Here is a 14,006-nt window from a genome sequence, read left to right as displayed (position 1 = left end):
ATCGGCTAAATATCAACACAAGTTCAGTTAAACGCGCTTACAGCAATGTTTTTGCCAATTTTCCCCCTCGCTCAAACAATCGCCGCACCTCCCACCCAACAGCAACTGCTGATCCAGCCAGAAGTCCCCCTACCCGAAAACGAACTGGATTTACCGCCACAGCCCAGCAGCAGCTTGCTAAAAACGGTAACTGTGCCCCAGCAAGTGCGCGTTTTACCGGGACAACTCGACAACATCCCGGTTTTCAACAGCAACAGCCCCGAAGTTGTGCAAACCGAAGGCATTTTGCTATCCACATTTGGGCCCGAAGGAAAACAAGTACCTTCTGCACACTTAAACTTTCCTTTCAAAGGCCGATTTGACATCTTCGCCCACCACATCGCCAAAGCTAAAAATCGCGAAGAAACTCGCACCTTATTTCAAGGAATAATTGTCCACAATCCTAACTCCGAACCTGTTACTTTAAATGTCTTGCAAGGAGCGACTTATTTAACTCGCCCGGATGCTTTGTTTATCGATTTACCGTCGTATTTAGAGAATCGATTTGGCACTGTGTTTGCGGGGCCTGGAAGCCGCATCACGAGCGATGTGCTGCGGGGATACAGACAAGCCATTTTGCCGGCTGCGATCGAGATTCCGGCGAATGAGAGCCGAATGCTGATGAATTTGCCGATACCTGTGGGGAATGTGACGCCTTCTTCCAATGGTCGATCGACCTTGATGCGAATGTCGAGCAGCAATTCGGTTTATGTAGCATCATTAGCCATGTTTGCTCCTAAAAGTCAAGGAGGAGTCGAGCAATATCCCACATTAGAACAGTGGGAAAATATTTTAAATACCAAAGGTTTAGCGGGGCCGAGAGATTTAGCACCAACTCCGAGAGGCGAAAATCCGGTGCAAAAAATTTATGGCCGCGTGGCAGGAGTAGCTGAAGGTTCCCAGTGGCAAGCTAAAATTACGGACAATTCGAGAACGGATTATTTAACTATTCCCAAGCGCGGCGAGTCATTTTCTTATGCTTTGAGCACTACTGATACGGGTACTTTTGGAACTGGTCAAGTTCAAAGCGCTAAAATGTTAGCTCGCTATCCCGATACTGCTTATTTTGCTCACGGTAATTACGGGATTCAATACAACTTAACTTTTCCGCTTTACAACCAATCTCGTGAATCCCAATCTGTTAGCATTAAATTGCAAACACCGATTAAAGCAAATACAGAATCGGGGGGATTGATGTTTTACGATCCTCCCGAAAATCGGATATTTTTCCGAGGTACGGTGCGGGTGATGTTTAATGATGATACGGGCAAGACTTTGACGCGCTACATTCACATTGTGCAGCGCAGGGGACAGCAGGGGGAACCTTTGGTGAATGTGAATATGAAGCCGGGGGAACGCCGTTTGGTGCAGGTGGATTTCTTGTATCCGCCGGATGCGACGCCGCCGCAAGTTTTGACTGTGCGATCGAGTAATTAGTTGGTGGTTAATGGTTGAGTGTTAACGGTTGACTGTTAACCTTTGGGTTTTTGTTTTAATGAGTTAAGATAGGCATTAAGTTTTGGTGAAAGTTCATTTAATAACGGATGCAGTCGATCGCTCTGTTCTTGAGTCAAAAGATTGCGATATCCGTCAAGTCTCAACCAATGTCTTGCTTCGTTTAATGAACCCAAGAGCAATTTTCACAAAACGCTGATTATCTCTTGATAGCTATAGCGTCCATGTCCCTCTGCAAGATTAAAACCAACACTATCAGCCGATCGCATTATTTGTTTTGTTTACCCATCGTATCCTTAGCAAAGTCGTCCCACTTTTTAAGAAAAAACCATATTTAGTTTGATATTTTTTCTGCTAAGTGATAAACTCTTAGCTGTTGGAAGCTTCCCAGATGAGCTCCTTTGAATAGTTGATTGCCAAACATTGACAGTCAACTGTCAACAGTCAACTGTCAACAGTCAACTGTCAACAGTTAACTAATTAAAGCGTCAAAGACTGAGGATTTGTCTCAATCAATTTCGCTAAATCTTGCAAGAAAGACGCCGCATCAGCACCGTAAATAATCCGGTGATCGCAAGTAATATTCACCTGCATTTGCCGCTTCACTCCCATCAAACCATCTTCATTAGCCACTACTTGTGGCCGCGAAGAGCCGATCGCCAAAATCGAGCCTTGATTCGGCGGTAAAATCGCGTCAAACTTATCTACTCCAAACATTCCCAAATTGGAAAGAGTAAAAGTTCCCGTGCTGTATTCATCAGGCTTCAACTGCTTGGTGCGGGCGCGATCGACTAAATCCTTCCAAGTGCGCGAGAGCGAATAAATATCGAGGCGATCGGCATTTTGCAGCACCGGCGTAATCAAACCGCCGCCGTCCATCGCCACAGCTACCGCCACATTAATATCAGCGCGGTATTGAATCGCCGACTCCACATAAGAAGCATTCAGCAGAGGATGTTTTTGTAAAGTTACTGCTACAGCCTTCGCCAGCATAGCCGTCATCGTGACGCCCTTCGACTTAATTTGTTTGTAGAGTTTGTCCAGATTATCAGTAGTAATTGTGTAACCGACGCGGAAAGACGGCACGCTCAAACTTGCTTCCATATTCCGCACCACCGCATTTTGCAGCGCGTTCATCGGTACTGTTTGACCAGAAAGTGCCACCGCCGGGACTGCTGCGGGGGCGGGTTTGGCTGCTGCGGGGGCGGGCGCTGCAGGTGCTGCGGGTGCCGGTGCGGGTGCTGCGGGGACTGTTACGGGTTGCTGAACCGGAGCGGGTTGGGCTTTGCCGGCTGCTGCTTCCACATCCTCTGCGACAATGCGACCGTTGGGCCCGCTGCCTTTGATAGAATTCAAATCTACTTTAAATTCTTTGGCTAACTTGCGAGCGCGGGGAGAAACGACGCTGCGGCCGTTTTGGCGACTGACATTTTGCTGCAAACCTACTGATGTTGTAGGTGCGCTGGCAGGAGCGGGGCTGGGAGCGGGGGCTGCTGCTGCGCTTGGGGCGCCGGCTCCTTGCTGCTGAGCTGTGGCGATTTCGGCTTCCGTTTCTGCTACTAGGGCGATTGCTGCTCCCACCGGAGCAACTTCGCCTGCAGGTACGATAATTATTGCTAAATAGCCTTCGTAGAAAGACTCCACGTCCATGTCGGCTTTGTCGGATTCAACGACTACCACCGTTTCGCCTTTTTCTACTTTGTCTCCGGCGGATTTGACCCAGGAAACAATTTTGCCCTCTGTCATTGTCGAACTCAGGGCTGGCATGAAAACTTCGCGAATCATCTGTAAAAAGTCCTTGTGTGTTGGTAATAGGTAATCTGTATTTGGCAATTGATCATTGGCGATCGGCCACGGGCAATACTTATTATTATGCCAGTCTCTCGCATTCTTGATGTGTGACTGTTGACTCACAATCAATTGCCAATTACCGATCGCCAATTACCACTTACCAATTTCTAAATATCACCTCGAATTTCTTCGACTATGCCGTCTCGGAGGAGAATTTCTACTTGCATTTTTTGAATCAAGTTTTCTCCCAGCCCGACAGTGAATGTGCCGTCAATTTGACCTTGACTCACTTCTTGTTCCAGGTCTAGCACCTGCACTTGCTGAAGCTGTTGCAGGTTTTGGTTTTTCTGTTCTAGCAGTTCGCTTTTTCTTTGATTCACCTGCACTTGAATGTTTTCTATTTGCTGCATTACTTGCGGGCCTGGGGGCTGCAGATTTTGCTTTTGGATTTCTGAAACCATCCGCTGCCCTTGCATTTCGAGCTGTTGTAGCTGAGAGTCTATTTGGTTGATTTGGGCTTGGAGTTGCTGTTGAGCTTCTTCTTTCCAGCGGGGAGTAACGACGACTTTAACGTTAATCGATCGCTTCAAGAGTAATTGTGGTTCCATAAAGTTGTTGCTTGTCAATTAGGAATTAGGCATTAGTCATTAGTTGGTAAACATGAACTAATGGCCCAGGACTGAGGACTCGGACTCGGGACTCGGGTGTTGGGATAATTTTTTCTTTTCCATTCCCCAAGTCCTGCGAATATTTCAAAACATCCCGTCAATCATATCGCGGTAGTGTTGCGTCACAACCGGGCGCTTAATTTTAAGGGTCTGGGTCAACATTCCATTTTCCATCGAAAATGGCTCCTGAATCAACCGGAACGGGCCGATGCGATCGTCCGCGCGGTATCCAGGGCGATTTTGCACCTCTCGGTTCAATTCTTTGCGGAATAAATCTTGAATGGTCTTGCTATTCCAGTCAATTTCGTGTAAGGGGGGATTCTGAGTTTCTGCCCATTTCTGCACAGCTTCTGCATTGGGGACAATTAAGGCGCCGACGGATCTCTGGTCTTGACCTACTAGCATAATTTGGTCGATGTAGGGGCTGCGGAGGCAGGCGTCTTCTATGGGCTGGGGTTCGATGTTTTCGCCGTTGCTGAGGACGATCGTATCTTTGGCCCGCCCGGTCAAGATTAAGTCGTTTCCCGGTGTCAGCCAGCCCAAGTCGCCGGTGTCGAACCAGCCTTCGGGGTCTATGGCTTTGGCAGTCGCTTGGGGATTGAGATAGTAGCCCTGCATAATTTGCGGCCCCCGCGCCAATACTAAACCGCGCTGGCCTGTTGGCAGTTGCTGTCTGGTTTCTGGGTCTACTATTTTAATTTCCGTATGGGCTAGAGGCTGTCCAGCGGAACCTTTAAGATTGTGCCAAGGGCGGCGGACGGTTAAAACCGGGGACGTTTCGGTTAAACCATATCCCACTAATAAACCGATATTCGCTATTTCAAAGAAATTGTCTATATGCGCGGCCAAAGAACCGCCGCCGCTAATCGCCCATTTTAAGCGTCCCCCTGTAGCTTCCCTGACTTTTTGGTAAACCAGTTTTTCGGCGAGGGCGTGCACGGGCGACAACAGAATGCTTTTGGTCCGGGCGATTAGTTTTTCAGTAGCAGAAGCAGGTTTTAAATTGAGAGTTAATCCTTGAAAAATGCGGCGGGTCTCGATGTATTGCTGGCTGGCAGATAACAGGAAATCCACCAATTTTTGTTTGTTAGGTGGCTGTTCCCGAAATTGCTTTTGTACGGCCTCATAAATCGATTCCCAGATGCGCGGAACGCTGACCATGTACTGGGGTTTGTAAGTTTTAAAGTCTTGTTTGAAATAGCGAATATTGGTGTAAATTTGCGTGCATCCTTGGGAAAGCAGGAAGTATTCGACGCTGCGTTCGTAGGCGTGCCAACTGGGCAGAATGCTGAGGGCAGATTCGCCGGCTTCGGGCTGGAGAACTGTGCCCAAGGTCGTGAGTTGGTGCAGCAGGTTGCCGTGAGTCAGCATGACGCCTTTGGGTTTGCCGGTGGTGCCGCTGGTGTAGAGGAGGGTGGCGAGGGTTTGAGGCTTGTGGTTGGTGGGTTTGAGGGGGCGGTTTGCCCCTGTGGTCATGACTTGGGAAAATTTGACTGTGCTTAGGGTTTGGCTGGTTTCCGGTTCTTCGTCGGAGAGGAGGACGATGAGTTGGATGGGCAAATCCGGGAGGCGGTGTTGCAGTTTTTTGAGTAATGCCCGGTTTTCGACTACCAAGGCGGTGCTGCCGCTGTCTTGGATGATGTACAAAAGTTCTTCGGGGTCGGCGGTGGCGCCTCGAACGGCGTTGGCTGCCCCGGCCATCATGATACCTTGGTCGGCTATCAGCCAGCGGGGGCTGTTGTCGGCGAAGAGGGCGACGCGGGGAGGGATGGGTTCTCCTGGATTTGGTTCGATGCCGAGGGCTTGGAGGCCTGCGGCGAATTGCTGGATTTGCTGGTAGAGGTCGGTGTAGGTGAGTTTGATTTCTGGCTGGCTGTGGGGGTCGTGGAGGGCGACGGTTTGACCGAATTTTTGTTTGACGATCGCCCAAAATTCGGGTATCGATTGAATGGAACTGTAATCGATCAGGCGGCTGAGGTTAGCGCGATCGCGATCGGTCATTTGAGACGATGTGTAAGATGCTGGGCTGTTCATAGGGTATTTTCCTGAGTTTTCGGAGATAAAATTATTGGAGATTTTAGTTTAATATCACAGTTATTTTAGAACTTTGTGGCAGTATCGTGACAGTTTGTAAACTTGCCATTGTCTATTTAGAAAATTAGGGATACAAAATGATGAAAATTATAGTTGCACAGAAACAGATGAATTTACCAAGGTTGATAGTAGTTGCTTTGAGTGCGATCGTCCTAGCATCATGTGGAAATCTACTTGCCGCCGAAGTTGCACAGACGCAACCAGAAGATAGTAGACGAACATTTGCGGATTGGTGCCGCCAAAAAGCTGATTTGAGTCCTCAAACCAAACATACTGTTGACGTGTTGTTGGAGCAAGCAGAGACTAATGATTGCGATGCAGCCGATCGGAAACTTTCGAGTCTCACGGAACTCATCCTCAGCGACAATAAGATCAGCGATATCAAGCCGCTAGCATCCTTGACTAACCTGACTGGGCTCCTCCTCAGCGCCAATAAAATCGGCGACATCAAACCGCTAGCATCCTTGACTAACCTGACGACGCTCATCCTCTACGACAATAAGATCAGCGATATCAAACCGCTAGCATCCTTGACTAACCTGAGTTCGCTCAACCTCAGCGGCAATGTGATCGGCGACATCACACCGCTAGCATCCTTGACTAACCTAAGTTCGCTCAACCTCAGCGGCAATGTGATCGGCGACATCACACCGCTAGCATCCTTGACTAACCTGGGTTGGCTCGACCTCAGCGGCAATGTGATCGGCGACATTAAACCGCTAGTATCCTTCACTCACCTAAGTTCGCTCGACCTCAGCCACAATGTGATCGGCGACATCACACCGCTAGCATCCTTGACTAACCTGATAGCGCTCTCCCTCACCGGCAATAAAATCGGGGACATCAAACCGCTAGCATCCTTGACTAACCTGAGTGAGCTCTCCCTCGACGGCAATGTGATCGGCGATATCAAACCGCTAGCATCCTTGACTAAACTGACTGTGCTCCGCCTCATCGACAATCCGATCGCGCTCAAAACCTGCCCGCTCAAGCCAGAGTCTATCTGTGAGTGGTAAATCTGAAATTAAATGCTCAAACTTTTAGGAATTTGGTTACTTTTTCAAACGCGATCGATAATCCCCTCCCACAGTGCGGCAATAGGATGTAATTTACCTTCTTTAACTTGCTGCATAGAGTTGCGAAGGCTCGCTAGTATGAGTTCTGTCGGTTCGTCATCGGGAGCGGCAGGCGGGGTGACGATATTGCGATCGATTAATATTTGGTAGAAATCGTCCGCTGAAATTTTAGCCAGTTGAGCGGCTTTATCTAAACTGAGGCTGTGTTGCTGATAAAGTCCGATCGCCAATTCTATCCGTACCTCGGCTTCTGTCAGGGGGAGATTGTCGGGAAGGTCGATCGTAATTTGCATGATTTATACTACCTTTTAATTTGGATAGTCTCTGAAGTGCGATCGTTTAATTTGGCAATTCGGGTTTGATTTTGTTAACAGGACTTACCCACAGACACTATCTGTAGGGCGAAGCACACCGCACCTTATCCCCACAAATAGTGTAAAAATTGCTCCCTTGCATAAGTCCTATTTAAGCGACCTTGCGCGGTGCATCCACCATCGGTGCTGTGCCAAACAAATGTCTGAGATAACTGCGACTGAGTTCGCGGTTCCAGCGCCGCAGCCGCACCATCACTCGCGTGAATGTAAAAGTCAATTCCAACACCAAAGAAATCTGTTTGAGACTGAGTGAAGTATTAAACACATCATTGCCGTGCGTGCGTTCAATCTGATGGTGTTTCAGCAAAGCAATCAGGTTTTTGGTAGAGCCTTTTAGTTGATTGAAATAACTCTGGGAGAATACCCAACGGCTGAAACCCCAAAACTTAGCCAAATGATTGATTTCATCCTGTAAAGGCTGGGAAATTGCCTGTTGCAACGCTCCTGTTGAGTGTACCATCAACCATAAATAAACAGAAGTAGCTCCCCACTCGGTACTCAGGCGACTAATCACGTGTTTGTAGGTATCTTGCCAAGCGTCACCTGTGGATTGACAGCCATTCACAGAATTGGGTTTAACTTGCAGTTTTTCTGCTGTAAGTTGCTGGTAAATTTTCCTAAATGTCGGGCAATGTTGGCGTTCTTCTTTTTCCCAGACACCTATCTCTAGAATGTTGCCGTTATCATCAAACATTCCTCCCATAAAGCGCGCCATTTGCGGGTAAATATGCTGTAAGTAGCACCAACTTTCTCTACCGTAGCTGCGGATGGGAGCTTCAATTTCTGCCGCACTTGCCAAAATTTGTAAAAATATTTCTGGCTTGACACCAATAATTTGGTCGCGATTGATTCCTTGCCAATCTATGGGCTCCCAAGGGCGGGGATGCGGGGCAGAAAATTGCTGGGGCAGATCGGAAAGTCGATCGCTCAAAACTTCCAATGACATATAATGGTCGATGAGCGAGTTAATCCTGGCCCGACTTTGCAAGTAGCGAGGGTTTTGATACTGATTCCCAGCCAAATCAATTGTATACAGCTTACCAGTAGCTTTCATGCTTTCTGCCTGTTCGTAACTTTTACAGCTATTCTGCAAAAGGCATTTGGGAAGTCGCAATGAGTAACCTGCAGGCTGCTCAATTACTACGAGTTGGTTGGAGTTAGCCGAACTCAGGTGAAGCTGCATGAAGTAGGGTGAACTAAACAACAGATGATAGCCGTAATGTGCGCCGAAGAGTAGCCTTCCTCCCATCAATTATCTGCGTTTATCTGCGTTCATCTGCCTACATCTGCGGTTAAAAACCGACATAATTTTGCCGCCACCAAGCGCGCACAAACTTAATCTCCTCAAAGGTATAACGTTCTTCCAAGAAATCATAAATTGCTCTCAGTTTCTCATCCCCCATAACTTCAATAGCGTACACTATCGCTTGCTGGCGTTCCGATTCTACCAATAAATTTATATCAACTTCCCTGCCCATTTCCATCAATTCTATCAGATGCCCAGAAATAGTATTAGGGCTCATGCCCCGCGCATTAGCTATTCCTTGAACTGTCAAACCTTGTCGGTATAATTCCCAGGTTTGCATCTGCGAATAAGACGCAACGTTAGCAAGATTGGGAAGATTAGCGACATCAGAAGATGCAGCACCACTTGGCAATCCTTGTTCTTGGCAAAAAGTGCGAATTGCCTCCAAAAAAACTTTACCGTACTTATCTCGCTTGTTGCTACCCACGCCGTAAACCTCCTCGAATTCGGTGAGAGTTTGCGGGCGTTTTTCTGCCATGTCTCGCAAGCTTTTATCGGCAAAAACTACGTAAGGTGGCACAAATTGTTCGTCGGCAATTTGCTTGCGTAGCGTCCGCAGTATGGTAAATAAAGCTTCTACTTCTACTGCCAAAGACCGTACTTTCGCCTGTACTTCCCGCTGCGGTTCAATGGCGATTTCAACTGTGCGCTGACGTTTCATAATTTCCCAACTTTTTTCATTCAGTTTCAAAATGGGAAATCCGTCGGTTTTTTCGTCTAAAAAACCTTGGTTTAACAGCGAACGACTCAATTTTTTCCACTCGTCGGCACTTCTATCTTTGCCAATTCCGTAAGTAGAAAGTTGGTTGTGCTGGTATTGCAATATTTTTTGATTTTTTGAACCGCGCAGCACGTCAATAATGTGATTCATGCCGAATTTTTCTTGGCATCGGGCGACGCAAGAAAGAAATTTCATTGCCTCAATCGTCCAATCTTCTACGGGTTTTTGGTTGCAACAGTTATCGCAAGTACCGCAGTTTCCGGGGAATGAATCGCCAAAATAACTTAACTGGATTGTGCGACGGCATTCAGTGGATTCTGCATAGTTGATTACTCGACGCAACTGTTGGCGGGCAATTCGTTGTTCTTGTGGATCAGGTTTTTGCTCGATGATGTAGTCGATCATTTTGACATCGCCGTAGCCGAAAAATAAGCTGCAATGGGCGGGTTCGTTGTCTCGGCCTGCGCGGCCTGATTCTTGATAGTATCCTTCGAGATTCTTGGGTAAGTCGTAGTGAATTACAAACCGCACGTCTGGTTTGTTAATGCCCATACCGAAGGCTATTGTGGCTACCATTACTTGCACGTCGTCGCGAATGAAGCGGGTTTGATTGGTGGCGCGATCGACATCGTTCATGCCGGCGTGGTAGGGTAAGGCTTGGATGCCACTTTGTTGCAATTTATAGGCAACTTCGTCAACTTTTTTGCGGCTGAGGCAATAGATAATTCCCGAACCGCCTTTTTTTTGGATAATTTGCAAAACTTCGGCAAAACTGTGCTTGGTTTTGGGGCGGACTTCGTAGTATAAATTGGGGCGGTTGAAGCTGGCGACGTGGATGTAGGGATTTCGCAGAGTTAGCTGCTGGATAATGTCTTGGCGGACGCGCTCGGTGGCGGTGGCGGTTAGTCCCATAATGGGAATGTCGGGATATCGATCGCGCACTCGTTGCATTTGCCTGTATTCTGGTCGAAAGTCGTGCCCCCATTCCGAAACGCAGTGGGCTTCGTCGATCGCAAATGCCGAAATTCCTAACTTATTTGCTACTATATCTAAAAACGGTAAAAATCTCTCACCCAGCAAGCGTTCGGGTGCAACATAAAGCAATTTAATCTTACCTTCGAGAATCGCAGTTTCGCGCGATCGGGTTTCCTGACTGCTCAAAGTGCTGTTGAGAAAAGTCGCCCCAATTCCATTATCCTGCAAAGCTTCCACCTGGTCTTGCATCAGAGCAATTAACGGCGAAACAACCACTGTCAATCCCGGTTTCAACAGTGCCGGTAATTGAAAACACAAAGACTTGCCACCGCCCGTCGGCATGACAATCATCATATCCCGTTTTTGTAAAGCAGCTTCGACAATTTCCTGCTGCCCCGGGCGGAAAGAGTCATAGCCAAAAAAATGTTTGAGTGCTTGTTCCAGGGGCAGCGGCACAGAAGATATTGGCGGATTAGACGCTGACATTTGCAGTAGTTGGTTGTTGGCTTCTAAACTATTCTATGCCTTTTGAGCACAAATACAGTTACAATAATTGAGAATCTCAATTTAAGCAGAAAAACTGATGCCGAAAGCAATTTGGAATGGTGCCGTTTTGGCCGAGAGCGACAAGTGCGAAATTGTAGACAACAACTATTATTTCCCCGCCGATGCCATCAACCGCGAGTATTTCAAGGACAGCAGCACTCACACTACTTGCGGTTGGAAAGGTGTTGCTAGTTACTACAGTGTCGAAGTCGGCGGACAAGTTAATAAAGATGCTGCTTGGTACTATCCTACTCCGAAAGATGCTGCTAAAAATATTGCCGGATATATTGCTTTTTGGAAAGGAGTTAAGGTAGAGGCTTAAAGCAGTTTAGAACTAAAAAAAGGGGGCGGGTTGTGGGCGAATTTAGCGCTTAACCTGCCCCTTAAAATTTTAATCTTTTTCCCAAACGGCGACAGCTTCCGAACCCAAACCACGGCGAACAACAATCGGTTCGCTTTGTGTCAAATCAAGAATGGTAGAAACTTGATATCCCGGATCGGAACCGTCATCGACAATGACATCCACTAGCTTTGAAAAACAGTCAAACAGCTCAGCTTTGCCAAAGCTTTCTGCTTTAGATGCAGCGACTGGTGCTGCACCTTCATCATCCGTGGTAATGTGAGCGGATGTTGAAATAATTGGATTTCCCAAAGCTTCCAACAGTGTAAAACAAAGCCGCTGGTCGGGAACGCGAATTCCAGTGGTTTTCCGTTTTGGGTTCATTACCAACCGTGGCACTAACTTGGTAGCTGGTAGCAGAAATGTATAAGGCCCCGGTATTAACCGCTTGATAATTCTGTATGCTTCATCGCTGACTGCCGCATAGTCGGTGATATTTGACAGAGAGGAACACAAGAACGTTAAAGGCTTATCATTGGATAGTTGCTTGATCTGCCTGACTCGTTCTACTGCAGGCTTGGAGTTGATATCGCAGCCGATCGCGTAAACTGTATCAGTCGGATAAAGCATCACGGCCCCATCTTTTAGAGCTTTTGTAATCTTCTCGATCCGGTCTCTTTGGGGTGCAACTGGATGCACTTCATAAATAGTTGCCATGTTAAGATATTGCAGGCTAAGTGGGCGATCGAAATATCCAGTGAAACAATCAATGTTGAAAATTAATTGTTAACAATGAATAAAATAGCTTATTTTGACTGTCCAACTGGCATTGCTGGCGATATGTGCATCGGAGCTCTCATCCACGCTGGCGTTCCTTTAGACTACCTAATCGAAAAACTCAATTTGCTCGGCATTTCGACAGAGTACCAGTTGCGGACGGAATTAGTCCACCGGAATACTCAACAAGCAACTAAATTTTATGTAGATTTAGCTGCGGATTTGTGGTTAAAACCCAAAAATTCCGCTACCGAACTCGATCCCTCGGAAACGGAATCTTCGACTTTTGACGCCCGCCACCACCATCATCACGGGGAAGAACATTCTCACCATCACGGCGAACCAGATGCCGAAATTAGCCACACTCATCACCGCCACTTGCCACAAATTGAGCAAATCATCGTCTCTGCAAAATTGCCTCCGCGCGTGGAAGCTTGGAGTTTGGCCGTATTTGGCAAATTAGCAGAGGCAGAAGCGGCCGTACACGGTATCCCCCCAAGCGAGGTTCACTTTCACGAGGTAGGGGCGGCGGATGCAATTATTGATATTGTGGGTACTTGTTTGGGTTTGGATTGGTTGGATATTCAGGAGTTTTACTTTTCGGCGATGCCGACTGGTGCAGGTACGGTGAAGGCGGCCCACGGTAAGTTAGCGGTGCCGACGCCGGCGGTGATGCGGTTGTGGGAAACGCACCGAGTGCCAGTTTATAGCAATGGGATTGATCGCGAATTGTGCACTCCTACGGGAACTGCGATCGCCTGTACTCTAGCCTCTGCTTTCGGCCCGCCACCGCCGATGCAAATTCAGGCGATCGGTTTGGGTGCAGGTTCTCGAATGCTGGCAATTCCTAATATTTTGCGCCTCTGGATTGGGGAGAAGTCAGAAGCAAGTTCGGCAACGAGCACTGTACAGGATGTAACGGATGTCAGAAAGAGGGAAGAAGGAAGAGAGAAGTTTTTAAACAATTCCCCATTCCCGATGCCCAATGCCCAATGCCCAATGCCCAATGCCATAGAAACTATTACGGTATTGGAAACGCAAATTGATGATTTGAGTCCGCAGGCGATCGGCTATGTTTTTGATGCTTTGTTTGCCGCCGGAGCTCTGGATGTTTTTACTGCCCCAATTGTGATGAAAAAGTCGCGGCTGGGGGTTTTGTTAACTGCGATTTGTCATCCCGAATTTCAGGATGCTTGCGAAGCAGTGATCTTTCGCGAAACTACTACTCTGGGAATTAGGCGATCGACTCAACAGAGAACTATTTTGCAGCGGGAAATCCAGACAGTTCAAACAGAATACGGCGAAGTCAAGATAAAAGTTGCGAAGTCTGGAGAAACGATTGTTAACGTACAGCCGGAATACGAAGATTGCGCGGAAATTGCCAGACTTAGAAATATTAGCTGGCGGGAAGTTCACCGCTTGGCGCTGCAAAGTTGGTACGATCGCACTTAATCAATTACAGTGACTTACAAGAGGGTATAGAAGCCTGTCAATGCCGCAAAGCATTGATTCAAAGGAATCATATTGCTTGTGCAATTTTAGCGTATAACTTCCTAAAAAAAACAGCGCGAATGGTTGAAAAAACCGTAGACCACTTAAAGCAGGAATTACTGTCAGACTACCTCAAACACGAACTGAAAGACCCAACTATACGTTGCGTACTTGTTTAACAGGAAAGTCGGTGATTCTTTGGGCAGTTCAATTTGAATCTTACGACGATCGCTCACTTTTCTTGAACGGGCGATCGTAACTTGTGTCACGCTATATATAGGGCTTGCTGAATAATCGAGTGCATATTGCGTCGCGAAAGGTTTCGAGCGCGCGAGCGAGAATAAAGTGCAAGA

At 47.4% G+C, this 14,006-nt stretch carries 12 protein-coding genes; 4 read left to right on the top strand and 8 right to left on the bottom strand.

Annotated features, from left to right (window positions below; genetic code table 11):
* The first annotated feature begins 45 nt into the window (after window positions 1-45).
* Window positions 46-1,476, top strand: coding sequence for a DUF3370 domain-containing protein (locus tag QUB14_RS19715; protein ID WP_333218726.1), 1,431 nt, complete (start codon window positions 46-48; stop codon window positions 1,474-1,476).
* Between the two features lie 203 nt (window positions 1,477-1,679).
* Here QUB14_RS19715 and QUB14_RS19710 read toward each other — a convergent pair whose 3' ends face one another.
* The 4 genes from QUB14_RS19710 to QUB14_RS19695 all read right to left on the bottom strand — a co-directional run bounded on the left by QUB14_RS19710 (window position 1,680) and on the right by QUB14_RS19695 (window position 5,987).
* Complete coding sequence (locus QUB14_RS19710) at window positions 1,680-1,763, bottom strand: hypothetical protein (RefSeq protein WP_333218735.1); 84 nt, start codon at window positions 1,761-1,763, stop codon at window positions 1,680-1,682.
* 211 nt (window positions 1,764-1,974) lie between these two features.
* Window positions 1,975-3,279, bottom strand: a complete 1,305-nt coding sequence (locus tag QUB14_RS19705; protein WP_333218736.1) for a dihydrolipoamide acetyltransferase family protein — start codon at window positions 3,277-3,279, stop codon at window positions 1,975-1,977.
* A gap of 173 nt (window positions 3,280-3,452) precedes the next feature.
* Complete coding sequence (locus QUB14_RS19700; protein ID WP_006631983.1) at window positions 3,453-3,893, bottom strand: YlqD family protein; 441 nt, start codon at window positions 3,891-3,893, stop codon at window positions 3,453-3,455.
* Window positions 3,894-4,037: 144 nt separating this feature from the next.
* Window positions 4,038-5,987, bottom strand: coding sequence for a long-chain fatty acid--CoA ligase (locus QUB14_RS19695; protein WP_333218727.1), 1,950 nt, complete (start codon window positions 5,985-5,987; stop codon window positions 4,038-4,040).
* A 137-nt stretch (window positions 5,988-6,124) separates the two neighbouring features.
* On the opposite strand from QUB14_RS19695, the gene QUB14_RS19690 reads away from it, so the two are divergent.
* A complete protein-coding gene (locus QUB14_RS19690; RefSeq protein ID WP_333218728.1) occupies window positions 6,125-7,063 on the top strand; it encodes a leucine-rich repeat domain-containing protein in 939 nt (312 codons plus the stop codon).
* 44 nt (window positions 7,064-7,107) lie between these two features.
* On the opposite strand, the gene QUB14_RS19685 is transcribed toward QUB14_RS19690, so the two are convergent.
* From QUB14_RS19685 to recQ, 3 genes are all read right to left on the bottom strand, one after another.
* Window positions 7,108-7,416: a UPF0175 family protein gene (locus QUB14_RS19685; protein ID WP_333218729.1), complete on the bottom strand. Its 309-nt coding sequence runs from the start codon at window positions 7,414-7,416 to the stop codon at window positions 7,108-7,110.
* Between the two features lie 172 nt (window positions 7,417-7,588).
* Window positions 7,589-8,746: a hypothetical protein gene (locus QUB14_RS19680; RefSeq protein WP_333218730.1), complete on the bottom strand. Its 1,158-nt coding sequence runs from the start codon at window positions 8,744-8,746 to the stop codon at window positions 7,589-7,591.
* A gap of 43 nt (window positions 8,747-8,789) precedes the next feature.
* Window positions 8,790-10,985 carry a DNA helicase RecQ gene (recQ, locus tag QUB14_RS19675; RefSeq protein WP_333218731.1) on the bottom strand — a complete coding sequence of 732 codons (2,196 nt, stop codon included), beginning with the start codon at window positions 10,983-10,985 and terminating at the stop codon, window positions 8,790-8,792.
* 97 nt (window positions 10,986-11,082) lie between these two features.
* Here recQ and QUB14_RS19670 point away from each other — a divergent pair, with 97 nt between their 5' ends.
* Entirely contained in the window at window positions 11,083-11,367 is a 285-nt protein-coding gene (locus QUB14_RS19670) for a DUF427 domain-containing protein (protein WP_190738299.1), read from the top strand.
* Window positions 11,368-11,436: 69 nt separating this feature from the next.
* On the opposite strand, the gene QUB14_RS19665 is transcribed toward QUB14_RS19670, so the two are convergent.
* On the bottom strand, window positions 11,437-12,102 hold the full coding sequence (locus tag QUB14_RS19665; protein WP_333218732.1) for an L-threonylcarbamoyladenylate synthase: 666 nt from the start codon (window positions 12,100-12,102) through the stop codon (window positions 11,437-11,439).
* Window positions 12,103-12,177: 75 nt separating this feature from the next.
* Here QUB14_RS19665 and larC point away from each other — a divergent pair, with 75 nt between their 5' ends.
* The gene (gene larC / locus QUB14_RS19660; protein WP_333218733.1) at window positions 12,178-13,614 is read left to right on the top strand and encodes a nickel pincer cofactor biosynthesis protein LarC; all 1,437 of its coding nucleotides are present in this window, start codon (window positions 12,178-12,180) and stop codon (window positions 13,612-13,614) included.
* Window positions 13,615-14,006 lie beyond the last annotated feature (392 nt).

The sequence above is a fragment of the Microcoleus sp. B3-D2 genome, from assembly GCF_036705345.1.
GTDB lineage: Bacteria > Cyanobacteriota > Cyanobacteriia > Cyanobacteriales > Microcoleaceae > Microcoleus.
The sequence above is the reverse complement of the archived record's forward strand: the minus strand, read 5'-3'. Positions and strand labels throughout refer to the sequence as shown.